The 25,654-nt window shown below is 42.1% G+C and carries 18 protein-coding genes and 2 tRNA genes; 7 read left to right on the forward strand and 13 right to left on the reverse strand.

The genetic code is table 11. The features are described 5' to 3' along the window. Nucleotides 1–101: 101 nt before the first annotated feature. The 3 genes from BT_RS14130 to pckA form a co-directional block, all read right to left on the reverse strand. The gene (locus BT_RS14130) at nt 102–626 is read right to left on the reverse strand and encodes a chromate transporter (protein WP_008761975.1); all 525 of its coding nucleotides are present in this window, start codon (nt 624–626) and stop codon (nt 102–104) included. Continuing rightward, nucleotides 623–1,180 (reverse strand): chromate transporter, encoded by a 558-nt coding sequence (locus BT_RS14135; RefSeq protein WP_011108481.1) that lies wholly within the window; start codon nt 1,178–1,180, stop codon nt 623–625. The genes BT_RS14130 and BT_RS14135 overlap by 4 nt, the downstream gene beginning before the upstream one ends. A gap of 131 nt (nt 1,181–1,311) precedes the next feature. Continuing rightward, entirely contained in the window at nt 1,312–2,919 is a 1,608-nt protein-coding gene (pckA, locus tag BT_RS14140) for a phosphoenolpyruvate carboxykinase (ATP) (RefSeq protein ID WP_008761973.1), read from the reverse strand. Nucleotides 2,920–3,200: 281 nt separating this feature from the next. Between pckA and upp the strand changes: the two genes are divergently transcribed. Next, nucleotides 3,201–3,854, forward strand: coding sequence for a uracil phosphoribosyltransferase (upp, locus tag BT_RS14145; protein WP_008761972.1), 654 nt, complete (start codon nt 3,201–3,203; stop codon nt 3,852–3,854). 6 nt (nt 3,855–3,860) lie between these two features. Here upp and BT_RS14150 read toward each other — a convergent pair whose 3' ends face one another. The 8 genes from BT_RS14150 to BT_RS14185 form a co-directional block, all read right to left on the reverse strand. Further along, a complete protein-coding gene (locus BT_RS14150) occupies nt 3,861–4,733 on the reverse strand; it encodes a helix-turn-helix domain-containing protein (RefSeq protein ID WP_008765359.1) in 873 nt (290 codons plus the stop codon). A 39-nt stretch (nt 4,734–4,772) separates the two neighbouring features. Then, nucleotides 4,773–6,410 (reverse strand): MFS transporter, encoded by a 1,638-nt coding sequence (locus BT_RS14155; RefSeq protein ID WP_008765358.1) that lies wholly within the window; start codon nt 6,408–6,410, stop codon nt 4,773–4,775. A 5-nt stretch (nt 6,411–6,415) separates the two neighbouring features. After that, the gene (locus BT_RS14160; RefSeq protein WP_011108483.1) at nt 6,416–7,507 is read right to left on the reverse strand and encodes an HlyD family secretion protein; all 1,092 of its coding nucleotides are present in this window, start codon (nt 7,505–7,507) and stop codon (nt 6,416–6,418) included. Nucleotides 7,508–7,531: 24 nt separating this feature from the next. Further along, a complete protein-coding gene (locus BT_RS14165; protein ID WP_008761968.1) occupies nt 7,532–8,857 on the reverse strand; it encodes a TolC family protein in 1,326 nt (441 codons plus the stop codon). Between the two features lie 337 nt (nt 8,858–9,194). Continuing rightward, the gene (locus BT_RS14170; RefSeq protein ID WP_011108484.1) at nt 9,195–11,726 is read right to left on the reverse strand and encodes a YfhO family protein; all 2,532 of its coding nucleotides are present in this window, start codon (nt 11,724–11,726) and stop codon (nt 9,195–9,197) included. Nucleotides 11,727–11,844: 118 nt separating this feature from the next. Beyond that, on the reverse strand, nt 11,845–13,263 hold the full coding sequence (gene ahcY / locus BT_RS14175; protein ID WP_055229256.1) for an adenosylhomocysteinase: 1,419 nt from the start codon (nt 13,261–13,263) through the stop codon (nt 11,845–11,847). Nucleotides 13,264–13,454: 191 nt separating this feature from the next. Next, nucleotides 13,455–15,152, reverse strand: a complete 1,698-nt coding sequence (locus tag BT_RS14180; RefSeq protein WP_008765353.1) for a S41 family peptidase — start codon at nt 15,150–15,152, stop codon at nt 13,455–13,457. A gap of 44 nt (nt 15,153–15,196) precedes the next feature. Then, nucleotides 15,197–16,186, reverse strand: coding sequence for an adenosine kinase (locus BT_RS14185; RefSeq protein WP_011108486.1), 990 nt, complete (start codon nt 16,184–16,186; stop codon nt 15,197–15,199). A gap of 77 nt (nt 16,187–16,263) precedes the next feature. On the opposite strand from BT_RS14185, the gene BT_RS14190 reads away from it, so the two are divergent. Both BT_RS14190 and BT_RS14195 read left to right on the forward strand, forming a co-directional pair. Continuing rightward, nucleotides 16,264–16,337 (forward strand) — tRNA-Asn (locus tag BT_RS14190). Nucleotides 16,338–16,364: 27 nt separating this feature from the next. Continuing rightward, nucleotides 16,365–16,438: transfer RNA gene (locus BT_RS14195), tRNA-Asn, on the forward strand. Nucleotides 16,439–16,862: 424 nt separating this feature from the next. On the opposite strand, the gene BT_RS14200 is transcribed toward BT_RS14195, so the two are convergent. Beyond that, entirely contained in the window at nt 16,863–17,570 is a 708-nt protein-coding gene (locus BT_RS14200; protein ID WP_011108487.1) for a ComF family protein, read from the reverse strand. 31 nt (nt 17,571–17,601) lie between these two features. Then, the gene (locus tag BT_RS14205; protein ID WP_011108488.1) at nt 17,602–18,405 is read right to left on the reverse strand and encodes an inositol monophosphatase family protein; all 804 of its coding nucleotides are present in this window, start codon (nt 18,403–18,405) and stop codon (nt 17,602–17,604) included. A gap of 314 nt (nt 18,406–18,719) precedes the next feature. On the opposite strand from BT_RS14205, the gene BT_RS14210 reads away from it, so the two are divergent. The 4 genes from BT_RS14210 (at nt 18,720) to BT_RS14225 (ending at nt 25,652) form a co-directional block, all read left to right on the forward strand. Continuing rightward, the gene (locus tag BT_RS14210; protein WP_008761961.1) at nt 18,720–20,261 is read left to right on the forward strand and encodes a hypothetical protein; all 1,542 of its coding nucleotides are present in this window, start codon (nt 18,720–18,722) and stop codon (nt 20,259–20,261) included. 228 nt (nt 20,262–20,489) lie between these two features. Next, nucleotides 20,490–21,413: a ribokinase gene (rbsK, locus tag BT_RS14215; RefSeq protein WP_008761960.1), complete on the forward strand. Its 924-nt coding sequence runs from the start codon at nt 20,490–20,492 to the stop codon at nt 21,411–21,413. Nucleotides 21,414–21,452: 39 nt separating this feature from the next. Beyond that, complete coding sequence (gene rbsK, locus BT_RS14220) at nt 21,453–22,388, forward strand: ribokinase (protein WP_011108490.1); 936 nt, start codon at nt 21,453–21,455, stop codon at nt 22,386–22,388. A 12-nt stretch (nt 22,389–22,400) separates the two neighbouring features. Further along, the gene (locus tag BT_RS14225; RefSeq protein WP_008761957.1) at nt 22,401–25,652 is read left to right on the forward strand and encodes a SusC/RagA family TonB-linked outer membrane protein; all 3,252 of its coding nucleotides are present in this window, start codon (nt 22,401–22,403) and stop codon (nt 25,650–25,652) included. Nucleotides 25,653–25,654 lie beyond the last annotated feature (2 nt).

Here is a 25,654-nt window from a genome sequence, read left to right on the forward strand (position 1 = left end):
CGCCGGATTTTATTTAGCGGGCTTTTTCTATTTCCAGTTCATGCATATTAAGCAACTTCTTTACGATCCAGTAGCCAACCCTAGCTTTATAAAAAGTTTTTTTAATACAAGATCACCCCCACCAGACCTGCCAGACAAATCAGCAGAATAGGATGCAAATCCCATTTCCAGGTGATAAGGAATGCCCCAGCAAAGATTCCTATACTTTTATAATCAATAAAATTCTCCCTGTTCATCATCAACAAGGCAGCCGAGGCAATCAATGCCACTGACATGGGAAGCAAGCCGGACATCGCTGCTTTTATGTATTTATTATCCTTGCATTTCGCAAAGAAATAGGAAATGAGCAATACGAGAATAAAAGAGGGCAGACACACCGCTACGGTAGCAAGTACCGCTCCCCATACACTGTGTGTCACTGCATAGCCCACATAAGTAGCACTATTAATTCCAATCGGCCCCGGAGTCATCTGCGAAATTGCCACCACATCCGTAAATTGTTGGGGAGTCAGCCAATGGTGGAGATCTACAATTTCATGCTGAATCAACGAAAGCATCGCATAACCACCTCCGAAACCAAACGTACCTATCTTCAGATACACCCAAAGTAACTGTAAATATATCATGCCTTTATATCTTTAATCTTATTTTTCAACCACAGAGTATACACTAATCCACCGGAAATCCCCGCCAATACCACATAAATAGGAGAAAGCCCGAATTGCCAGATCAGTACTGTGGCAATCACAGGAGCTATCAGTTGCACATACTTCAAATGCAAAGCTCTGACCGCAGATATACAAGGAAACAAAATCAGCGCCACTACAGCCGGACGTATCCCGTTAAAGATACGAATCATCACCTCATTGTCCTGAAAACGGGCAAAGAACATGGCAATCAACATCATAATGACGAATGAAGGGAGAATAGTCGCCAACGCACAAACCAGACTTCCGCTGACCTTATGAAGTTTATATCCCACGAAAATGGATATATTTACCGCAAAAACTCCGGGCAACGATTGAGTCAAGGCAAACATTTCCATAAATTCTTCCTTGCTCATCCATTTTCTCTTGACTATTTCCCGCTCTATCAAGGGAATCATGGCATATCCTCCGCCAATGGTAAACATGCCGATTTTTGCGAATGTACAAAAGAGTTTCAAATAAGTAATAATCATGTATTTGTCAGCGTTTTATCGAACATAATTCAGATTAACAAAGATACAAAATCACCTTCATATAAACAAAAAAAGGCGGCTCCTTTCGGAACCGCCCACATTTTGCATTACATATCTATTGCCTAAAAGGCTTAGAGTTTCGGACCAGCAGCAACTAAAGCCTTACCAGCTTCGTTACCTGTAAATTTAGCGAAGTTCTTGATGAAACGTCCAGCCAAATCTTTTGCTTTTTCTTCCCATTGGCAAGCACATTCGTAAGTGTCGCGTGGGTCAAGGATCTTCGGATCAACACCCGGAAGTTCTGTAGGAACAACAAAGTCGAAGTAAGGCATAACCTTAGTAGGAGCTTTGTCGATAGAACCGTCAAGGATAGCGTCGATGATACCACGAGTATCTTTGATAGAGATACGTTTGCCAGTACCATTCCAACCAGTGTTAACCAAGTATGCCTTAGCACCAGTTTTTTCCATCTTCTTCACCAGTTCTTCACCGTATTTAGTTGGGTGCAGTGACAAGAAAGCAGCACCGAAACAAGCCGAGAATGTCGGAGTCGGTTCAGTGATACCACGTTCTGTACCAGCCAATTTAGCTGTAAAACCAGACAAGAAGTAATATTTAGTTTGTTCTGCGTTCAGGATAGATACCGGAGGCAATACACCGAATGCGTCAGCTGACAAGAAGATAACTTGTTTAGCATGAGGACCTTTAGACACCGGTTTAACGATGTTTTCGATGTGATAGATAGGATAAGAAACACGAGTGTTTTCAGTTACTGACTTGTCAGCGAAGTTGATTTCGCCTTCAGCGTTAACTGTACAGTTTTCCAACAAAGCATCGCGTTTGATAGCATTCCAGATGTCCGGTTCGCTTTCTTTATCCAAGTTGATAACTTTAGCGTAGCAACCACCTTCGAAGTTGAATACACCTTCGTCATCCCATCCGTGTTCGTCATCACCGATCAACAAACGTTTCGGGTCAGTAGACAAAGTAGTCTTACCTGTACCTGACAGACCGAAGAAGATAGCTGAGCTCTTGCCTTCTTTATCAGTGTTAGCAGAGCAGTGCATAGAAGCCATACCGTTCAAAGGCAATAAGTAGTTCATGTAAGAGAACATACCTTTCTTCATTTCACCACCGTACCAAGTATTCAGGATAACCTGGATCTTTTCAGTCAAGTTGAATACAACTGCAGTTTCCGAGTTCAAGCCCAGTTCTTTGTAGTTTTCAACTTTAGCTTTAGAAGCGTTCATGATAACGAAATCAGGTTCACCGAAGTTAGCCAGTTCTTCAGCTGTCGGACGGATGAACATGTTTGTTACGAAGTGAGCTTGCCATGCCACTTCCATGATGAAGCGCAGTTTCAAGCGAGAGTTTTCGTTAGCTCCGCAGAAAGCGTCAACAACGAACAGTCTTTTGTTAGAAAGTTCTTTAGTTGCCAAATCTTTCACAGCTGCCCAACATTTAGCGTCAACTGGTTTGTTGTCGTTTTTGTATTCTTCAGAAGTCCACCATACTGTATTTTCGCTGGTTTCGTCTTTTACGAAGAATTTATCTTTAGGAGAACGTCCTGTATAAACGCCAGTCATTACGTTTACAGCGCCCATGTTAGTTACCTGGCCTTTTTCAAAACCTTCCAAACCTGGTTTTGTTTCTTCAGCGAACAAAACGTCATAAGACGGATTGTGCACAATCTCGGTCACACCTGTGATACCGTACTTGCTTAAATCTAAATTTGCCATTTTTTTTGAATTAATTAAAATTGGTATTTCGTTTTATTATCTCTTTTCACCTGAACATGAGGAGCTTTGGGTGCCTCCTTGTAAATCCGGGTACAAAAGTAATACTTTCTTTGAAAAGGAAGAAGGGATTAGAGAAATTTTTCCCTAATTGAATCTCTTTTATAAATTCCTAACAATATCTGCAAACTGAATATTGCAATTTGAAAGATTATCGTTTACTTTGCAAGCCAGAACGTTCTCAATACGATGAAAATGAGATTAAATTATGATTAAACTATAATATGAAAGTAATTGATTTTAGCCAAACAAATTCGATTCTAAACCAGTACATATCCGAAATCAGAAATGTAGAAGTTCAGAATGACCGCCTACGTTTCCGCCGTAACATTGAACGGATCGGAGAAATCATGGCTTACGAAATGAGCAAAGAGTTCCGATACTCAGTAAAAAACATCCGGACACCACTGGGCATTGCTCCCGTCAGCACACCGGACAACCAGCTTGTCATCAGCACCATTCTCCGCGCCGGCCTTCCTTTTCACCAAGGCTTCCTAAGCTATTTCGACGGAGCAGAAAATGCATTTGTGTCCGCCTATCGAAAATATAAAGATACCCTGAAATTTGATATACATATAGAATATATCGCATCTCCGCGTATTGACGACAAAACGCTGATTATCACCGATCCGATGCTGGCTACAGGCGGCAGTATGGAACTGAGTTATCAGGCCATGCTTACCAAAGGCCATCCCGCCGAAATTCACGTAGCTTCGATCATTGCCAGCCAACATGCAATCGATCATATCAAGAGCGTATTTCCCGAAGACAAAACAACCATTTGGTGTGCTGCCATCGATCCTGAAATCAATGAACATTCCTATATTGTACCGGGGCTGGGCGACGCAGGCGATCTGGCTTATGGAGAAAAAGAGTAATATCGATTAAAGATTCCTTCGATATTGCTGCGGCGACATCCCCATTTGCTTCTTGAAGAATGTGCCAAAATAAGAAGCATTGGGGAAGCCGAATTCATTGGAAATCTCCTGAATATTTTTTTGCGTATTCTTCAACAAAGAGATACACTTACGGATAATCGCCTTGAATACAAGTTCCTGCACCGTATACCCACAGATGCTTTTGGAAAGAGCCGAAAGGTATTTCGGAGACAAACAGAGTTTATCCGCATAGAATTCCACACTCCTTTCCTGCATATAATATTGCTCTATCAACTGGATGAGACGGACAAATATCTCATTTTTCCGCCCGCCCGTTTCCTGTCCGGCACTAATCAATTTACGGTTATAGACCGAACAAATACGATAGGTCAGTGCCAGCAGAAGGAGTTTCTGCTCATAAAGGCTAAACACACTCTCCTCCATTTCCAGCACACTGTCTATCAAAGACATATACTTCATAATCTCATCTTCCTCGCCGGTATTCCATACACAAGAGAGTTCCGGAGTAAGTTTCGAATACATATACATGGAAACCACGGAGTTGCCGATAATGTCACGTATCGGTTCTATCTGATAGGCAAGAATAAGAATTTCCACATCTTCGGTCTCCTGAAGCACTTGAACCCAAGATTCCTCATGAATAAACAAGGTCTCACCCGCCTTGGCAGAAGCGCACTTATTATCAAGAGAAAACTGGAAACTACCTTGCCGGCAGACAATCAAACCAAGCCCCTGCATCAGAAAAGGTTCTTTTAAAGAAGATGGAAAACAACTGAGCACACCTCCCGAACTGCATATATTCTTCCCGCTTTTCAGATCGCGGTCAAGCTGTAATAAACGTTCCTGCTGAGTATCCATAACACTGACTCACTGATAAATTACTATTGAAAAACGATACTAAGTTAGCAATTTTCGTTTGGGATAAGGCACTACGAGCACAAAAATCATACAAATAACGCCTGCATAAATAGTCCACCCTGCCATTTCTTTCACAGCAGAGAGCGTAGCCTGCACCTGTATCCGCCCCTTGACGGACATGGCAGCCATGTTATGCGCTTCCGTTTCACTCTTTCCCTGATATTGCATTCCCTGCACGGTATTGGTATACGAAGCAGAAGCTTCGGGGTTTACCAGATCAACATTTTGTGCATAACGGGTAATATAATGTTGCTGGCGCTCCTGCAGTACATTTGAATAAATAGCCCCTCCGATACCCGGTCCCAGTACCATACGGACGGTAAGCATGATGCAAATCCAGGTCGAAAGATATTTGAAAGGCATCCGCTGATTGGCATATGCTGCCGTCAATGCATATAAAATCATCATTCCGATGGTACGAATAATTACGGGATACTTCATTCGTTCGTAAAGTCCGGCTGTCTGCACTTCGAAGTACATGAATCCTGCCGACAATGCCAGAAAGAAAAAGCCAAGAGCAAAAAGATATTTCAGATGCACCCCTTTAGACCCCAATACAATGGAAATCAAGGCACCGATAAAATAACCGACCATACACCAGTTTGCCAGCGATGCATTCTGCAAATTATCCAGGTGCATCCCGACTCCTGCATACACATTGACAAACATTGCGCTGGAATTGATAATCATCAGCAATAAATAAAGCAAAGCCCCCATACGAATGGTACGCAGCCTCAACGCCCCCAAAATAAAGTAGGAAGACCGCCGGGTAACATCCATATAAAGAAAAATCCCGGCAAAAAGGATACTGATCGCCGTTGCCCAGCAAATAGATGGATCATCATACCAATCCAGCACCTTGCCATAAACCAGCACATAAGTGATGCACGTCAATGATATGCAAAATGCGGTCACATTGCCGAATTTGCGGAAGTTGATAGGGAAACGTCCGGCAAAACCATGATTAGGCATCGTAATGAACAGTATCAGAATGGACAGCAGCAGAATACCCATCATAAAATAATATACATATTTCCATTCGTATTCGAAAGCCAGCCAAGCCGTTAGCGCCGTACCCATTTGCCCCAGGATCATAAAAAACAGATAAACTACCGGCTGGCTGATACATTTTTCGATATCCAGTTTATTCCATCCCGTCGCGTCTTTCGGTTCCATGCCGGGAGTAATATTACGCGTTGCCTCCATGCCAAAAGCATATTTGATCAGCGTAAACAGATTGACCATCATCAGTACCATACGCAGGAACCCTGTCAGCAGGCTGCAGAGTGCCAGCAAAAAGATACTGTCGGTTTTGGCACATACATAGCTGAATACATACATCAGTGCAAAACCTGCGATACACATCAGTTTCTCCCGTCGTATACAAACTAGTTCATACAAGAAGGGAGCAAATGCCGCCATACCGATGGAAGTCACAAAATTGGCAAACTGAATATGCTCGGAAATAATACCCAAGCCGCTCATCATCTCGGTACTGTTCACGGAGTATACCCCGCCCACCGAAAGAATCGGCAGGAAAAAGAACAGCAGAATAATAATACCTATCGGTTTGGGCACCCAATTGTAAAAAGGATAATTTCTAGGACACGAAGGCATGGCTATCAGAGTTTAGCTTTTACTACTACCATCATACCCGCCGCCAGCTTATCATTATCTTCCTTCGATAAATCCGTAAAATCAATACGGACAGGGATACGCTGCTGTATTTTCACAAAGTTTCCGGCAGAATTGTCAGTCGGCACCAACGAATATTTAGAACCTGTCGCTCCGGAAATAGCAGTCACTTTGCCTGTAAACTCTTTCTTACTGATAGCATCTACCGTGATAGCCACCTCCTGCCCGATGCGGAGATTCTCTATCTGCGTTTCTTTATAATTAGCAATAATCCATTTTTGTGTATCGGGCAGAATATATGTAATGCATTGCCCTGCTGTAATGAACTGCCCTTCTTCCAGAGAACGTCTGCCTAACTTGCCATCGCAAGGAGCCAGTACAACCGTATACGAAAGATTCAGCCGTGCCATTTCAAGCGCAGCCGTAGCACGCTGGATGGCAGCTTCCGTATTCTCACGACGGTGAGATACTTCATTCACTCCCGAAAGAGCCGCCTCCCGCTGGCGCCTGGTTGCTTCCAGCTTCTTAAAGGTAGCTTCATACTCTGTTGTAATCTGTTCCAACTGGATAGGTGTCGCCGCATTTCGTTTGACCAAATTTTCATACCGCTGACGGTCTTTCTCCAGTTTTGCTAGCCGGATTTCTATTTCAGCTATAGACGCATCATACACAGATGCAGTCGTTTGTGTAGTCTGCAAGGTAGCATTTATCACAGTGGCGCCTGCCTGCGCATCCTTCAATGCAGCCTCAGCTTCCATCACCCGGATTTTATATTCGCGGTCGTCCAGCACCAGCAAGGTATCACCTTTACGTACCTGCTGATGTTCCGTAAAATAAATCTTATTAATATAGCCCGATGCACGCAGATTGACAGGTGACACATATTGCTCTATCTGCGCATCATTGCTGGTTTCCGTCTGCTTATAGCCCAGAAAGAGAAAAACAATTTCAATTACTCCCCAAACAATCACAGCAACTCCAAACAGACTTACTATAATCTGCCAGCGGCGTAATTTTCTCATTTTCTTAGCTTTCTCCTGATGCGTACTGGAGATTGTATTATTGTCCATTGTTTCCATATGAATGATTCAATTAGTTATCTGTTATTTGAACAAGGATGAGATCTGTCCGGTTAGTTTCAGTAACATCAGGTTGGTCACCCGATAATTATAATGTGCACTAATGTAGTTGTTCTGTGCCTCGCTCATCCGCATTTCATCCTGCAGAACTTCAGTCATTGAAGTGATTCCTTCCCGATAGCGGTCGGTAGTAACCGTATACACTTCTTCGGCAAGCAGATAATTGTCTTTCTGTTTTTTAAAGTTCCGCTGGTTATTCATCAAGTCATTTACAGCATTCAAATACTGTGTTTGCAGATTCTTCCGTGTATCCAACCGTGAAAGTTTCATGGTTTCGATATCGATCATTGCTTTCCGGATCTTATACTTCTTATCCAAACCATCAAAAATAGGAATACGCAAAGTCAGTCCCACCCCATAAGAACGGAACCAATGATTGGACGGACCGGAATGAAACCAATGATAAGCCTCATCAGTATAAGCGGCAAACCTCCAGTTTCCCGTCAGATTGAGAGAAGGAATATAGCCATTACTTATCAATCGTTTCTGCCGCTCTGCCAGCTGCACCTGTGATTGAAGCAACTGAAGCTCATAGAGGTTTTCCGACAACCCGGTCAAAGCAACCGTAGCGATACTATCCGTATTGACCGGCAACAGGCCGATTTCTTTTTCTGCCGGATAATCCATGATGTACTTCAGCATATTAAGCTGCTGCGTCATCATCGCCTGCGCATTGTCATACTGTACTTTCAGATTTTCCAGATTGATATTCACCCGCTTCAAGTCAACTTCCATTGCCATTCCATTATCAAAGAAAGCCTGTGTGATATCTCTCAGTTCTTCCAATCGGGTGATATTGGCTTTTATCAATGCAATCTGTTCCGCAGTAACCTGTCCCAGATAGTACATTTTACTGATCTGCAAGATCAAATCTTCCCGTGCCTTTTCATACGAAAGCCGGCTCATCTCATCCACAATCTCTGCTATGGAAATCGAAGTATAGAGAGTCTGATTATAAAGTGGCATCTGCAATTCTATCCCGGCATTGGCACTATATTGCAACGTTCGGGTAATATTATAAGGTACTCCATAGGAAGAACCGTCAGTTACTGAGACAGGCGGATCGATATTATCATTAAAGTTGGCAAAGCCATTGATTTGCGGCAACAGCTTCACCCGATTCTCCGAAATGCCATACTTACTTTTCTGCATCGCTTTTCGTTTTCCCTGTAAAGAGAGATTGTTCTCAATCCCTATACGAAGGCAGTTCTCCAGAGTCAGAATATTCTGTGCGCCTCCATGAATGGCAAGGAGGCAAAAAAAGGTAAAAATGAACAATAGTCTTTTCATAATAATCGCTCTATATTCAGGCACAAATTTAATGGGTTGCGACAAAATGGGACTATCCATATATCGACTGTTTATGTTCATATTTTCCTTTTTCAGTCCTGATATCCACCTTAATTATTATAATATCACTATATTTAATAGACAAATCTTCGCCCTTTGTCGATTTCCTTTTCTTCTGTTTAAAGAACCACTTAACTTTGGAATATAAAATCAATTAACAGCAAAACAGCGTTTGTTTTTCATAATTTTTTAGTGAATGCATAAGCGGCTCTCTTCGGGATGAAGAGAGCCGCTTAAGGTATATAGAGTACAATATAGTACAAGATCAGAAAAAAGTTTAAGAGTTCTCAGCCTCCTTTTTTTTCGGAGTTATTAACTTCTTCTTGCTGAACCAAATCAGAATCATCACCCCGATCAGCAATAAAGCCAGTGACGCATAAGCTATGCTTTCCGTAACATGCAAGCTCTGCGGGTCAAACCACATCTCAATCGTATGCTGGCCTGCGGGAACATTCATCACACGCAAGATATAGTCAGCACGGGCAATGTCCACCGGCTGTCCGTCAATCTTGGCCTGCCAGCCCGGATAATAAATCTCAGAGAAAACAGCCACTCCATCTTTAGCAGAAGAAGTTTCATATACCAGGCGATTCGGTTCATAGCTGGTCAGACGAATGGTAGATAAGGAGTCTTTGTAACCTTTCGTCACACCCTTCAACTGATCTTTAAATTTCGCATCAACCACTGCTGTTTCCGTTGGAAGAATATCATTCAGCGCATCAATCTCTTCATTTGCATTATTGACATACTGCACCTTATCCACAAACCAAGCGTTACCATACGCATAAGGGTTTTCAACAGGAACCGTCTGTCCTTGCTGTCCGGCAGGGAAAATAAAGTACTTCGTATTCAGCATATTCAGCACACGGAATTTGGAAGCGTCCACACTATCCATCGCACCGCCTGCGCCGGCAACTTCCTGATAGGCATCCTTCATTTCCGGAGTTATATGATGATCGATCATTTCCTGATAACGACGCAACTTGGCCGCATGATAACCACCCACACTCTTATGCCAATATGAGGTATTATTTTCATTGAAAGTATTACCGGGAAATCCTACGAAATTCAACACCCTATAATTCAAAGCCGTATCCTGAAGAATTATCTCATCCGTCTGAGTTTTAACGAATGCTCCTGTCTGGTTTGACTTCGATACAAATTGTTCATCATTCAAATAGCGCTTATTGACAGTCCACATATCAATCAGACACAGAAGCACGATACCTGTCATAGTAAAAGAAGCCTTCAACTTTTTCTGCTGATAAAGGAATAATAAGAAGCATCCTACTACTATAATAAAGAAACTGCGCCATGCATCCGAAGTCAGCATTGCCTTGCGCATTTCGGCCAGATTCGTAATGATCGGAGATAAATACTCGGCAGGCAGTCCTTGCTGCAGAGCTGCCATCTCTTGTGCCGGAATATAACTAGAGAAGAAAACTCCCGGGGCAACAGCCAGAATCAGTGAAACACCGGCTGTTAATACCAAAGTGATAATTACTCCTGTCCGATTTTCTTTCAACTTTAATATTTCCGGTTTAGCCAGCACTTCTTTTAAGGCAAAGACCGCTAATAAAGGTATCGTAAATTCAGCTATAACTAGGATAGAAGATACGGCACGGAACTTGTTATACATCGGTACATAATCGATAAAAAAGTCCGTAAGTCCCATAAAATTCTTTCCCCACGAAAGTAGAATAGAGAAGATAGTAGCTCCCAGTAAAGCCCATTTCAGCGGTCCTTTAACAATAAAGCACCCCAATATAAACAGAAATAAAACAAAAGCTCCCACATAGACCGGTCCGGAAGTCATGGGCTGATCGCCAAAATACTGTGTCAGCTGCGAATAGATGTTACTATACATCGGATTCGCCTTTGCCATGGCAGTCTCATTCTTGGATAAAGGAACCGATGCCCCTCCCTTTACATTCGGAACCAGCAAAGTAAGCGTTTCACCAATTCCATAACTCCAGTTCGTTATATAGTTACGGTCCAGTCCGCTGCTGGTCTGATTGGCAGCAGGTCCTTCCTGTTTCAGTTCACTCTTTCCGCGCATAGTCTCCTTACTATACTCATAAGTATGGTATAGATTGGAGAGGTTCGCACACACTCCTATCATCGCAGCCAATGCCAGAACGGCACTTGCCTTGAAAAAATGCGGCAACTCCTTCTTCTTATAAGCATCTTCAAAGTAAGCTCCTACAAAAAACAGGATGACAAACATGAAGTAGTAGCTCATCTGAATATGGTTCGACTGAATCTGAAGCGCGATAAACAAAGCAGTCACAATCCCTCCCAACAGATATTTCTTCCGATAAGCCAGTACAATACCGGCAATCGTAGGCGGAATATAAGCCAATGTGACAAATTTCCAGATATGCCCTGCCGATATCAAAATAAAGAAATAGGAGGAGAAAGCCCAGATAATCCCCCCTAAAGCAGATAACCAGACAGACAACCCGAATGCCCGCAAAAGGATATAAAACCCGAGCATCATGATGAAGGTCAGCACCACATAAGATGGAAGATACAAGTGATAGATGTTTTCTATCCACTTCAGCGGTTTGGTAGAATCATAACTCGGAGACATCTGATAGGTAGGCATACCACCAAAAAGAGAGTTTGTCCAGCGGGTACGTTCTCCTGTACGTTCAAGATATTCCTGAGCTTCTTGACCGGCTCCCACTCCAGCCACCGTATCGTGCTGAAACAGAATACGACTTTCGATATCAGCCGGAAAAAAATAAGCAAAAGAAAGGATGATAAAAGCTAAAATAGCAATTAAGTCGGGAAGGAACTTCTTCATAAAATTGACAATTGACAATTGACAATTGACAATTGATGGTCAACAATAACAGCCCGGCAGATCACTCGTTCCATATAGCTGTTCATTGTCATTTGTCAACTGTCAATTGTCAATTAAATTAGTATCTATAATGTTCAGCCTTATAAGGTCCGTCTACCGATACACCGATATAAGCGGCCTGTTCCGGAGTCAGCTTCGTCAGTTTCACCCCGATCTTTTCGAGATGCAGGCGAGCCACTTCTTCATCCAGGTGCTTCGGCAAGCGGTATACATTTACTTCGTATTTCTTGTTGAACAACTCGATCTGGGCCAGCGTCTGATTGGTAAATGAGTTACTCATCACGAATGACGGATGGCCTGTCGCACATCCCAAATTCACCAGACGACCGTCAGCCAGCAAAAGAATGCTGTGACCATCCGGGAAATAATAGCGGTCTACCTGCGGCTTGATGTTTACACATTTGATGCCCGAATAATGTTTCAACGCATCCACCTGGATTTCATTATCAAAGTGGCCGATGTTACATACGATCGCCTGATCTTTCATTTTCTCCATGTGGTCAATGCGAATGATATCGATATTCCCCGTAGTAGTCACGAAGATATTACCTTCGGTGCAGGCATCTTCCATCGTTACGACTTCGAAACCTTCCATAGCAGCCTGCAACGCACAAATCGGATCGACTTCCGTCACAAGCACACGCGCACCATAAGAGCGCATTGAATGCGAACATCCCTTGCCCACATCACCGTAACCACATACCACCACTACCTTACCGGCAATCATCACATCGGTCGCTCTCTTGATACCGTCAGCCAGTGACTCACGACATCCGTAGAGATTATCAAACTTAGACTTGGTAACCGAATCGTTCACATTAAATGCCGGGAACAGCAATTTGCCTTCTTCCTGCATCTGATACAAACGGTGTACACCGGTCGTTGTCTCTTCCGATACGCCGCGCATTTCCTCAGCCACACGATGCCAGCGAGTCTTATCCTCAGCCAATACTTTTTTCAGAATGGCATTCAGTTCGATTTCATCCTCCGCATGCACTTCCTTGTCCAATACGGCAGCATCATTCTCGGCATCATAACCGACATGAATCATCATTGTAGCGTCACCACCATCGTCTACAATCACATTCGGACCTTTTCCGCCGGGGAAGTTCAATGCCTGCAATGTGCACCACCAGTAGTCGGCAAGATTCTCGCCTTTCCATGCAAATACCGCAACACCGGAAGCAGCAATCGCAGCAGCAGCATGATCCTGCGTTGAATATATATTACAAGAGCACCAGCGGACTTCAGCTCCCAATGCAACCAGTGTTTCAATCAGTACGGCGGTCTGGATGGTCATATGTAATGATCCCATGATACGGGCACCTTTTAACGGTTTGGATTCTCCATACTTTTCGCGTAGAGCCATCAGGCCGGGCATTTCTTTTTCTGCCAAATCGATTTCCTTGCGTCCGAAATCAGCAAGTGTAATATCTGCCACTTTATAAGGCAGAGTAGAGAATAATTCTGTAGACATATTGTAAATCATTTAAAATGTAATTGATGCAAAGATAGAACATTCTGATTAGTAGGGCAAAAGCTATCCTTCTTTTTTATAAAAAAAACACTTACACCGGGCTCCCATTGGCTAACCAATATAATATGCATATATAAAATGCGGTGAACATCTTACTAATGTCCACCGCATTTTATATATGACAATCAACGTTACTTCTTTTCAGCTTTCGTTATCGGCGCGCTCAGCATTTCCTTATACTTCGCAGGATCATTCAATACCTTTATTGCTTCCTGCAAATCATCATCATCCTTCAGTTGCTCGATAATACCACCTCTCTGGAAATAATAACGCTTGATAATTTCATTAGCAATCATTCTCTTGATATCCTTAGAGAAATAATCCAGGTCACGGTCAAGATTATGATTCAACTTCTTTTCCAGTGCCTTGAACTCTTCGGCAGCATCTGTCATATAGCCTTCAAATTCAGCAGCCTCTTTCAGTGTTTTCAGAATCTTCTCACTCTGCTGGTCATATTTGAAATCGGCCTTCTTCACCAGTTCCTTGAAATCATTGTAATCAGCATCCGTCACTACAAACTTTTCAGGAGCAGCTACAGTAGGATGCTTCAAGCAGTATTGAGTTGCATAGTCAAAAATCAGATTATCACGTACGAGATAGAACAAGATATTCGGGAGTTTTTCCTGCTTGACAGTAATATCAGGCATTACACCACCTCCGTCACGTACTTCACGTCCGGCAGCAGTATAGAATACGTTAGTCAGACTGTCGGGAATCGTTCCCACACTTCCATCTTCGTTCCGGTGCTTATAGTCGATCGCCTGCACACAACGTCCGCTTGGGATATAATATTTGGAAGTAGTCACTTTCATCATTCCTCCATAAGGTAAAGAACGGGGAACCTGTACAAGTCCCTTTCCAAATGTACGGTTACCAACAATAACGGCACGATCAAGGTCTTGCAATGAGCCCGACAGGATTTCTGAAGCAGAAGCCGTACCACTGTTTACCAATACGGCAATCGGAATATCCAGATCCAGCGGTTCACGCAAAGTCTTGTATGTGTTGCTTGCCTGTTTCGTCTTTCCCTTGGTGGTTACGATTACTTTTCCACGGGGCAGGAAATAATTGGCTATTTCCACTGCTTCATCCAACAGACCGCCACCGTTATTACGGAGGTCGATGACCAGAGAAGTAGCTCCCTGTTTCTTCAGATCCAGCAATGCTTTTTTGAAATCCTTGGAAGGGTTGCCGGAGAATGTGCTCAGGCTGATATATCCCACTTTATTATCCATCACGGTAGCATATGGGATGGCAGGGGTCTGAATAGATTCACGTACGATAGTAAACTCCATCGGGGTTTGTCCGCCTTTCTCATTAGGACGCTCCACTTTCAGTTTAAAGCTCGTACCCGCCTGTCCGCGCAACATCTGGCTGACTTCCGAATTATTCTTTCCAAGGAGATCTTTTCCGTCTATTTCCATCAGGATATCTCCCGCCTTCAGTCCCGCTTTGGCCGCCGGAGTTCCCTCGAACGGTTCGGCAATCATGGAACGTTTCAGCTTCGTATTATAGGTAATAAGAGAACCGATACCTCCAAAGCTTCCTTTCACCATCTGTTCCAGTTCGCTTTGATCTTCCTCCGGGTAATATTCTGTATAAGGATCCAGCGAGAAAAGCATATTGTCGATTCCTTCGCGAATGGTCTTGTTCGGATCAATGGTATCCACGTAGAACATATCCAGTTCTTTCACAATCGCATTAAATGTATCCAGATTCTTGGCAATCTGGAAATTGCGGTCGTCTCCACTCTTAAAACTAAAGAAAGCTACAGTAGCTATTACAGCCACCAAAACAAGAGCTATCCGCCTATTCAGCAATTTTTTCATATATCTTTCATTAAAATGAGACGTAAAAGTAACTCAAACCTTGGTTATTCCGCCAGAACCTTGTTAATATTTAACTTAATTTCATCCCAGCGCTCCGGAGAGATTGTTGTTCCAATCACCTGAATAACATTTCCCGAGAGAATAGAACCAATTTTTGCACATTTTTCGAGCGAGTATCCGCACGTCAGACCATACAGAAATCCGGCAGCGAAATAATCGCCTGCGCCGGTGGTATCCAGAACTTTTTCTACAGGAATAGCCGACACTTTAATTTCTTCCGTACCTTTACGGATATAAGATCCGTTTGCTCCAACTTTCACAATAGCAATGCTGCATTTCTTGGCTATCACTCTCAGAGCTTCCTCCGGTTCTTCGCCGGTAAATGCTTTCGCTTCTTCCTCGTTTGCAAAAACGATATCCACATACTTATTTATTAATAAGGAGAAAAATTCCAGATCATTCTCCACGATATTATAACTTGCCATGTCGAGACAGATTTGCAGGCCAGCCTCTTTAGCCAGTTCGATGGCATGAAGAATCATTTCGTGATCCTGAACAAGGTATCCTTCTATAAATAAGTATGCATATCCTTTGAACATCTCCAATGTCAGATCTTCAGCTTTCAAAGAAGCGGCCGCTCCCAGATAAGTACCAAAAGTACGCTCTCCATCCTGAGAAATAAAAGTGGATGCCACTCCCGAAGGAAGCTGTTCGGAGGTCAATAAATTGTCTTCAATATTATTTTTCTGCAGATTTTTCCGAAAAAAATCGCCATAATGATCATTTCCTACTTTTCCGATAAAACCTGTTCCGGCACCCAGACAAGCGAGTCCAAGTATGGCATTTCCTGCCGATCCGCCTGTTGCCAGATGCGTTTTCATTTGTGAAAATTTTGTGTTAATCTGCTGTAACTTAGCGTCATCGATGAGTTGCATGCTTCCCTTGGGTAATTCCAGTTCATCCAAGAGTGTATCGTCTTTCAGGGTTGCAAGTACGTCTATCAGGGCGTTGCCCAATCCTATTATTTTGTCCATTCTCAATATTTTTTTTGCAAAGATATTGCATATTTCAAAAAAACCTACTACTTTTGCATCGCAATTGAGAAAAACATTCTTCCTTAGCTCAGTCGGTTAGAGCATCTGACTGTTAATCAGAGGGTCCTTGGTTCAAGTCCAAGAGGAAGAGCAAAACTGAAATTCTTGATTGCAACATTCTTCCTTAGCTCAGTCGGTTAGAGCATCTGACTGTTAATCAGAGGGTCCTTGGTTCAAGTCCAAGAGGAAGAGCAAAAAGAGGTGTATCGAAAGATAGACCTCTTTTTTGTTTCTGCTCTTCTCCCCCCTGCTTCGAAAATAGAGGGTCAGTCCGAAAACCGAAACTCTCATCCCCTTCTTTTATTCACAAAAACATTCTTGTCTTTTGATGGTCTATAAAACTTTAAAGATTCAAAGGTTAACAATAAACTTTCCATCTGAATAAAGTAAGTTCTTTGGGTACATGAATTAATTCGTCCGGCTATAGGCATTCTTTCGTCCGCCTATAGCCGGACGAAAGTTTGCCTATAGGCAACGTTGCGTTTGCCCATAGGCGGACGAATTAATTTATGAAGAGAAAGTACTTATTTGTAGAACAGCAACAACATAATGTAAGCATTGGCATTCATTATAGTTTATATATTAAAGAGAGTCTTCGGGAAGACGACAAGCTACCCTATTCTGCCATAGCCAACGTCAACACACTAATCCGTACTCCTTCAATCTCTGCCAGCCGAGAAGCGCACGCTACGGTAGTCGCTCCAGTCGTCAACACATCATCTACTATTAATATATGCTTTCCTGCCAAATACTCCGAACGATGCAATTCGAAGATTCCATCTACATTCTCCCAACGTTCTAAAGCTGACTTTTGTGTTTGCGTTTCCGTATTCTTCCGGCGTATGATTGCTTCGGTATCCACCGGAATACCTGTTACGGCCATAATCCCGCGCGATATCCATTCACTTTGATTGTAGCCACGTATCTGCTGTTTCTTCTTATGCAAAGGGATGGGAATGATTACATCAACTCCATGAAAGAAGTCGGAAGCCTGCAATTCGGATGCCATATATCGTCCCATAATAGCACCAATTTCTTTTTGTCCTCCATATTTGAGTTGGTGGAGAACTTGCCGAAAATCACTTCCTTTGCGATAAAAGAAAAAAGAAGTGGCACGTTCCAGAGGAAACTTACCCCAAAAGAGTTTTTCTACCGGATTGTCTTTCCGAAGATGATAATCGGTACGAGGCAAGTTTATATTGCACATGGTGCAAATACACTCTTCTCCTTTAGCCAACGATCCGCCACAAACGACGCAGCAACGGGGAAACCAAAGGGACAAAAAAGAATAAAGCCAATCTTTTATAAGTAATGTGTGTTTCATAGTAGTAGCTATTTATACAATCGCAGCAGTCTTACATATCCAACGGAGGAACTTCTGCTAAGAGTTTCAAAAATAAAGGATGCAGGTATCCATTGGTTGCAATAATATGATGACCTTCTATAAAATGGTCGTCACCATAGAAATTAGTCACGCGACCGCCTGCTTCCAACACAATCAGGGCAGCCGCCGAATAATCCCACTTACCGATAAACGCTTCGGCCCATGCATCAAAACGACCATTAGCTATATAACAGATTGCAGCCGCAGCCGAACCGTTCATGCGAATGCCTCCCACGGCTCCATAAAGGTTATCAATCAGATGGAGAGCCGTCGGTTTATACTGATCATAATTATAAGGTAATTCAGTAAACACAAATGCATTCTTGATATCCCGGACATCCGAAACATGAATTTCCTCACCATTCATGAAAGCCTTTCCTCCTTTCCAGGCATAGAAACATTCATTCCGGCAGACTTCATACACAACTCCCAAAAGCAATTCGGTACGACTGCGCAGAGCGATGCATACACAATAAGGAGCCTCATCATGAATATAATTCGTAGTTCCGTCCAACGGATCAATGACCCAGCAGTAAGGTTCGTCCTGATAAGTAGCAGAGCCTTCTTCCGTAATAAATCCTGCTTCGGGCAACAAGGCAGAAAGCGCTTTTACCAACCGTACTTCAGACTCTTTATCCACATACGACACATAATCATGCGCATGTTTTTCCATAACACGCTCACGACGGAAGTTTTTCCGCTCTTCTTTCAGAAAATGCCCAGCTTCGGTAGCTATGCGGCATACTTCAACTGTAAGTTGCTTTAAATCCAACATTTCATCTTTATTATTAAAAAGTACATCGAAGGTATAGCTTTTCTTATGAAAAACCATCCAAAATGAGTATTATTTTCAGATAGACTATCAAACATTCAATTTTCAAGGCAGAAAAACATTCAATCACATTATAATATATTTTTCTGATCTGAGGAAATGAGAATTCCCTGCAATTTTCAGAACAGGCCCGGCCTCTTCCCACAAATATACGCAACAAAGAGCTACAGAAAACACAAAGTGACAGAATGCCAGATTTGCTTTTTACATAAAAATTCCCGAATATTGCAATCTAATACTAATGCAAAGAGTTCCCTATGAAAAGAGTAGATTCCGTTATATCCCTGATATACTCGTTATCTAAATCAGAAAAGAAGCACTTCTCCCTACAGGTTATCAAGGACAAGGAGGAAAAAGACTATCTGGTGATTTATGATATTATCATAAAGAGTAAACAACCGAATGGAAATACTGTAAAAGAGGAATTTTACAGACGCAAGCCCAATGGCTCATTTGAAGTATCCATTCAATACTTATATGAAAAGCTGACGGATACGTTACTCACCCTGCGTAAAAAGAAAGATATCTATTACGATCTGCTGAATAATTTGTGCAAAGCCCGAATGCTTTATGAACGTTCTCTGTTTGAAGAGTGTTTCGAAATACTATCCAATACAATAGAACAAGCACAATTCTATGAGAACAACGAAATTCTGACGATAGCTTTGAAGCTGGAACTGGAATATCTGCTCCGTCTGAACTTTCCCAACATGACAGAACAGGAGCTTTTTCACAAACACTTCATCCAAAATGAAGCTTTGAAAAAGATTCGGAAAATCACAGAGCAATCTTCATTACACAACTTATTGAAATATCGTTTATCTCATATTGGCTCCATCAGAACAGTAAAGCAAAAACAGGATATGAATGACCTTATGGTCAACGAACTTTATATAGCCGCTTCTTCAGACTCCGAAGGTAATTTTGAATTAACACGAAACCATAAACTTTTTCAGGCTAATTACCTGATGGGAGCAGGCGATTACAGAGCTGCCTTAAATTCATACAAAGAACTAGACTCATTATTTGAGCAGAATCAGCAGTTCTGGTCAAATCCTCCTATATACTATTTATCTGTACTCGAAGGAGTACTCGGTAGCCTGCGGTCTGTGAGCAACTATGACGAAATCCCCTACTTCCTTGATAAATTAAGAAAGCTTATATCAGACAGCACTTCGCTCGAATTTAAAGTAAATGCAACTTGCCTTCTCTTCCAATACGAACTATTTCCCTATCTGGATAAAGGAGATTTTTCGAAATGTACCCAACTTATGGCAGACTACCAGGAAATACTTTATGATAAAGAAGCCTGGTTAGGCCCTATTCGAAAAAGTGAATTATTGCTTTACACCACACTCGTACACATTGGTAACCAAGAATATAAAACTGCTAAAAAGTATATCAGCAACGCTATCATAGACCATAACATAAAGTATCTGCCTTTAATGAGAACTATTCGTCTGGTCCGCCTCATCGTCTTTTATGAAGTGCAGGAGCATGAGCTAATCCAGTATGAATCCCGTTCCATCACCCGAAGTCTATCTTCGCCCAAAGAGCAGACTTTTAAAACAGAACGTATCATTTTATGGTTTCTGAATAAAAGAAATATTCCCATCCTGAAAAAAGACAGAGAAGCATTTTGGGAAAAGTTGTCTCCTGAGATTCATGAATTATATAATAATAAATATGAAAGTCAGCTTTTACGCCTCTTTGACTTTACGGCGTGGATGGAATCCAAAATTCGGAAAGAAAAACTGTCTGAAGTCCTCAGAGCACGTGCTAGCGCAAAAGAATGTTAAAGAGTAAGGTGTTTGATTCGTATTTCAGACGATAAAAACACTCTTTTCAAATCTCCATTTTCTCTTTGTAATTATATAAATTCGCTTCACATTACCTCTATATTCTCTCCTCTATACAAGGAAAATCCAATATAAGATATCATTTTTGAGATTATATAAACCAATTATTAATGTAGAAAACTATGCATGATTATTGCTTTCATTTGCATAGTCTTAATTTTTAATACTATGGAAACTATATCAATTCATAGACCCAAAATTGTAGTCATCGGTAGTTGCAATACCGATATGGTCGTGAAAGCCAACAGACTACCTGTTCCCGGAGAAACCATACTAGGCGGAACCTTCTACATGAATCCCGGTGGCAAAGGAGCTAATCAGGCGATTGCAGCCGCCCGACTGGGAGCTGAAGTCACCTTCATATCCAAAATCGGATATGATTTGTTCGGCCTGCAAGCATTGGAAATATACAGATCAGAGAAAATTAATACGGAATATATATTTACCGACCAGAAAAGTCCGTCCGGAGTTGCACTTATCTCCGTAGATTCTTTCGGTGAAAATAGCATTATCGTAGCACCGGGAGCAAGCCGTTCGCTTTCTATTGAGGATATCAATAAAGCCGAAGAAAAAATCAAGGAAGCTGATATTATTCTCATGCAACTTGAGATTCCCATAGACACAGTGGAATATGCAGCTACTATTGCTTGCAAATATGGGAAAAAGGTAATCCTCAATCCGGCTCCCGCGTCCAGCCTGAGCAACTCATTCTTAATGAACGTGCACACCATACTCCCCAACCGCATTGAAGCGGAAATGTTATCCGGAATCAAAGTGATGAATATAGAAAGCGCTCATCGTGCCGCTCAGGCTATCGGAGAGAAAGGTATAGAGAATGTTGTCATTACTTTAGGTAAAGACGGGGCTTACGTAAAAGAGAAAGATGAATATACCATGATTCCCGCAAAGGAAGTAGAGACGATTGACACAACAGGTGCCGGAGATGTATTTTGCGGAGCATTCAGCGTCTGCCTGTCTGAAGGGCATTCACTCGCTAAATCTGTGAAATTTGCCAATGCGGCGGCAGCTATAGCAGTCACGCGAATCGGTGCACAGAGTGCGATTCCTTATAAAAGAGAAGTTGTGCTATAAACGAGATAAGACCTAGGTTAAACACATAAATCTGTTCAAATGAAAGTAGTAGTTATTGGAAGTTCAAACATCGACATGGTTGCACAAGTCAACCATCTCCCGGCGCCTGGCGAAACAGTCGGAGATGCCAGTTTCATGCAATCCCTCGGGGGGAAAGGCGCCAATCAGGCTGTAGCAGCAGCAAGACTCGGGGGATCTGTAACGTTCATTACCTCTTTGGGAAATGATATGTATGCAGAAATTCTAAAAAAACACTTTAAGAAAGAAGGTATCACTACTGATTATATCATAGATGATGTTAATCAGCCCACAGGGACTGCACTCATTTTTGTTGCCGACAGTGGTGAAAACTGCATAGCAGTAGCTCCCGGAGCTAACTATTCTTTATTACCCGGTTCAATTATTCATTTTTCAAAGGTAATTGACGAAGCAGATATCATAGTTATGCAAGCCGAGATTCCTTACGAAACGATTAAAAGAATAGCTCTTCTGGCTAAACAAAAAGGTAAAAAGGTATTGTTTAATCCCGCACCCGCCTGCCTGATTGATGAGGAGCTGATGAAAGCCATTGATATACTAGTCGTCAATGAACTGGAAGCAGCCTTCATCTCAGGAATTGAATATACAGGAAATAATCTTGAAGAAATCGCTCTAAGCTTATTACAGGCAGGTGCACGCAATGCTGTGATCACATTAGGAAGTCAAGGTGTATATATGAAAAACGACAAAGAAATCATTCAGCTTCCCGGATACAAAGTAAATGCGATTGATACTATTGCAGCAGGTGACACGTTCTGTGGTGCATTGGCTGTAATTTGTGCCCAAAGGGAAATAGACCGAGATGCATTGAGTTTTGCGAATGCCGCGGCAGCTATCGCTGTTACACGTTCTGGTGCCCAACCGTCTATTCCTACTCTCGATGAAGTAAAACACTTCATGTTAGAAAAAGAATTAGCCTTATCATTCAACTTTTAAATTTCATGGATTATGAAAACTAATCGACACTCTACTCTCTTAAAGAAAGCTGTCCACCTGATAACTTATAACTCAAGTCATAAGCTTATCTGCCTGCTGGGCTACCTACTTTTATGTTCAATGAATACATATGCTCAGAATTATGTATCCGGAACAGTAAAAGATAATAATGGAGAACCTCTACTGGGAGTTTCCATAAAAGTAAAAGATGGGAATATAGTATCCGGAACCGTCACTGACTTTAACGGACACTACCAAGTGAAAGCGGATCCAAGTTCAACTATTGAATTCAGTTACATCGGATTTAAAACAGTCCAGTTTACAGTAGGTGATAGAAAAATGATAAACGTAACACTGGGAGTTGACGACAATTTATTGGATGAAGTGATCGTTGTAGGTTATGGTACCCAAAAGAAGATTAATTTAACCGGTTCTGTCGGAGTCATTGACTCGAAAGCCTTCGAAGCAATCCCTGTATCCAATGCAGTCCAGGCATTACAAGGACAGGTTCCCGGTTTGAATATTTATAGCAATCAGGGAGGAGGTCTCAATCAGAAACAATCGATCAATGTACGTGGAGTCGGAACTATCGGAGAAGGTTCTACAGGAAGTGCCCTAGTCTTGATAGATGGTATGGAAGGAGATATTTATTCCATTAATCCGCAGGATATAGAATCTATTTCAGTTCTGAAAGATGCGGCAGCTTCTTCTATTTATGGTTCCAGAGCGCCATTCGGAGTAATCTTAGTAACGACCAAGAAAGGAAAGGCCGGTAAAGCGCAAGTTAACTACAACAACAGTTTTCGTGTAAGTAGCCCTATCAACATGCCTTCTTCATTAGACTCTTACACGTTCTCCTTATACTATAATGATGCAGCTGCCAATTCCGGATGGGGACCTTACAACTGGGTCTCGGAAGAAAGGATAAACCGCATCAAAGACTATATGGCCGGCAAGATTACCGATTCTACCATCCCCGTGCCCAATAATCCTTCGTTATGGGCAGACGGATATTCACAAGGAAATGATAATATTGATTATTATGACTATTTTTTCAAAGACAATGTCTTTGCACACGAGCACAATATCAGCGTTACTGGCGGGACAGACAAAATACAATACTATTTATCAGCGAACTATTTAGGTCAGGATGGAGAGCTCAGAATCGGAGATGAATACTCAAACAGATATACTGCATCTGCAAAAATCAACGCACAATTATCAAAAATAGTATCAGTCGGATTCAATACTCGCTTTATCAGAAGTGACTATGTACAGCCGACACATCTTAATGAAAGTTTTTTTGCCGAAATCGGACGCCAATGTTGGCCTACCAAACCTCTCTATGACCCAAATGGTATTCTATATGACGACCATGTGCTCCAAATGCAAAACGGAGGTGAAAAACAAGAACGAAACACTTGGCTCTACCAACAACTGAATATAACGGTAGAACCTATCAAAGGGTGGCGACTGATTGGAGATTTAAGCTATCGATACAATACACAATATTCACACTGGGATTACTTAACTGTTCATCAGACAGGTGTTGACGGAAAGACTAAGGGCAATACATGGAATAACGATTCCCAAGTACATGAAGGCACTTATGCCAGCGATTATTTTAATGTAAATCTCTATACAGATTATGCAAAGACCTTTGCAAAATCACATAATATGAAAGTTCTTTTCGGGTTTCAAGCCGAACAAAATAATTATAAAGATATAGCTGCTGAGAAGCTAGGAGTCATTTATCCGGGAAAACCGACTATCAACACTTCTACCGGAATGGATTCAAATAACCAAAAAGTTGCTCCGAATGTAGCAGGTGGACACAACAGATGGGCTACCGCCGGATTCTTCGGCAGATTGAATTATGATTACCTGGAAAAATATCTTCTGGAAGTAAATCTACGCTATGACGGTTCCTCACGATTTCGTAGTGACAGTCGTTGGGGATTTTTCCCTTCCGCATCAGTAGGCTGGAACATAGCCAGAGAAAAATTCTTCCTGCCTGTCAGCAAAGTTGTCAACACATTTAAGGTCAGAGCCTCTTATGGTAGTTTGGGTAACCAAAATACATCTTCTTTATATCCGACTTATTCTACAATCGGTACAGGAACAGGATCATGGATCATTGACGGAACATTAGCCAATATTGCCTGGGCACCTTCACTCGTCAGCTATAATCTCTCCTGGGAGAAAATCCGTACATGGAATGCCGGAGTTGACTTTGGCCTGTTTAACAATCGGCTAACCGGCTCTTTTGATTATTACATTCGTAAAACTGACGATATGGTCGGCCCTTCGGAGAAATTGCCTGTAGTCCTTGGAACAGCCGTTCCCAGTTCCAATAATACAAATCTTAAAACATTCGGATGGGAACTGGAACTAATGTGGAAAGACCGGTTAAATAATGGATTGAATTATAGTGCCCGCTTTACACTTGCCGACAGTCGTACCAAGATTACTCGTTATTCAAATCCTTCCGGACTGATAGATGGATTTTATGCCGGAAAATACGTGGGTGAAATATGGGGATATGAAACGATAGGCATTGCACAATCTGACCAGGAAATGGCCGAACACATCGGAAGATTAATCAACGGTGGACAAAGTAATCTCGGACAAGACTGGAAAGCCGGAGACATTATGTATAAAGATCTGAATGAAGACGGAAAAATTGATGCCGGAAGCCGCACCTTACAAGATCACGGTGATTTAAAAAGAATAGGTAACTCCACGCCCCGATATAATGTAGGACTGGAATTAGCCGCCGATTGGAAAGGATTCGATATCAGAATGTTCTGGCAAGGAACATTGAAAAGAGATTATTTTCAGGGTAGTTACTACTTCTGGGGTGCAAACGGTAGACAAGGGCCCTGGTTTTCCACAGCACTAAAAGGACACGATGATTATTTCCGAAATGACGAAGCCAGTCCATTGGGAACGAATCTGAATTCCTACTATCCAAGACCCTTATTCAACACCGATAAAAACCAGCAATCACAAACTAAATATTTACAAGATGCATCTTATCTACGTCTGAAGAATCTGCAGATAGGATATAGCTTGCCACACAACATCGTACAAAAAATGGGAATGCAGCACCTTAGGATATTCGCATCCGGTGAAAACTTGTTCACCATTACGAGCCTTATTGACTTCTTCGACCCCGAATCAATCGAAGGCGGTAGTTGGGGACACGGAAACGTTTACCCACTATCCCGAACATTCTCTTTTGGATTAAATGTCACATTCTAAAA

Source organism: Bacteroides thetaiotaomicron VPI-5482 (assembly GCF_000011065.1).
GTDB classification, from domain to species: Bacteria; Bacteroidota; Bacteroidia; order Bacteroidales; family Bacteroidaceae; genus Bacteroides; species Bacteroides thetaiotaomicron.

What these genes read in the sequence shown, in the direction of transcription:
- BT_RS14130 (WP_008761975.1), bottom strand. Translation starts at nt 626, where the DNA reads ATGATATATTTACAGTTACTTTGGGTGTATCTGAAGATAGGTACGTTT.
- BT_RS14135 (WP_011108481.1), bottom strand. Translation starts at nt 1,180, where the DNA reads ATGATTATTACTTATTTGAAACTCTTTTGTACATTCGCAAAAATCGGC.
- pckA (WP_008761973.1), bottom strand. Translation starts at nt 2,919, where the DNA reads ATGGCAAATTTAGATTTAAGCAAGTACGGTATCACAGGTGTGACCGAG.
- upp (WP_008761972.1), top strand. Translation starts at nt 3,201, where the DNA reads ATGAAAGTAATTGATTTTAGCCAAACAAATTCGATTCTAAACCAGTAC.
- BT_RS14150 (WP_008765359.1), bottom strand. Translation starts at nt 4,733, where the DNA reads ATGGATACTCAGCAGGAACGTTTATTACAGCTTGACCGCGATCTGAAA.
- BT_RS14155 (WP_008765358.1), bottom strand. Translation starts at nt 6,410, where the DNA reads ATGCCTTCGTGTCCTAGAAATTATCCTTTTTACAATTGGGTGCCCAAA.
- BT_RS14160 (WP_011108483.1), bottom strand. Translation starts at nt 7,507, where the DNA reads ATGGAAACAATGGACAATAATACAATCTCCAGTACGCATCAGGAGAAA.
- BT_RS14165 (WP_008761968.1), bottom strand. Translation starts at nt 8,857, where the DNA reads ATGAAAAGACTATTGTTCATTTTTACCTTTTTTTGCCTCCTTGCCATT.
- BT_RS14170 (WP_011108484.1), bottom strand. Translation starts at nt 11,726, where the DNA reads ATGAAGAAGTTCCTTCCCGACTTAATTGCTATTTTAGCTTTTATCATC.
- ahcY (WP_055229256.1), bottom strand. Translation starts at nt 13,263, where the DNA reads ATGTCTACAGAATTATTCTCTACTCTGCCTTATAAAGTGGCAGATATT.
- BT_RS14180 (WP_008765353.1), bottom strand. Translation starts at nt 15,152, where the DNA reads ATGAAAAAATTGCTGAATAGGCGGATAGCTCTTGTTTTGGTGGCTGTA.
- BT_RS14185 (WP_011108486.1), bottom strand. Translation starts at nt 16,186, where the DNA reads ATGGACAAAATAATAGGATTGGGCAACGCCCTGATAGACGTACTTGCA.
- BT_RS14200 (WP_011108487.1), bottom strand. Translation starts at nt 17,570, where the DNA reads ATGAAACACACATTACTTATAAAAGATTGGCTTTATTCTTTTTTGTCC.
- BT_RS14205 (WP_011108488.1), bottom strand. Translation starts at nt 18,405, where the DNA reads ATGTTGGATTTAAAGCAACTTACAGTTGAAGTATGCCGCATAGCTACC.
- BT_RS14210 (WP_008761961.1), top strand. Translation starts at nt 18,720, where the DNA reads ATGAAAAGAGTAGATTCCGTTATATCCCTGATATACTCGTTATCTAAA.
- rbsK (WP_008761960.1), top strand. Translation starts at nt 20,490, where the DNA reads ATGGAAACTATATCAATTCATAGACCCAAAATTGTAGTCATCGGTAGT.
- rbsK (WP_011108490.1), top strand. Translation starts at nt 21,453, where the DNA reads ATGAAAGTAGTAGTTATTGGAAGTTCAAACATCGACATGGTTGCACAA.
- BT_RS14225 (WP_008761957.1), top strand. Translation starts at nt 22,401, where the DNA reads ATGAAAACTAATCGACACTCTACTCTCTTAAAGAAAGCTGTCCACCTG.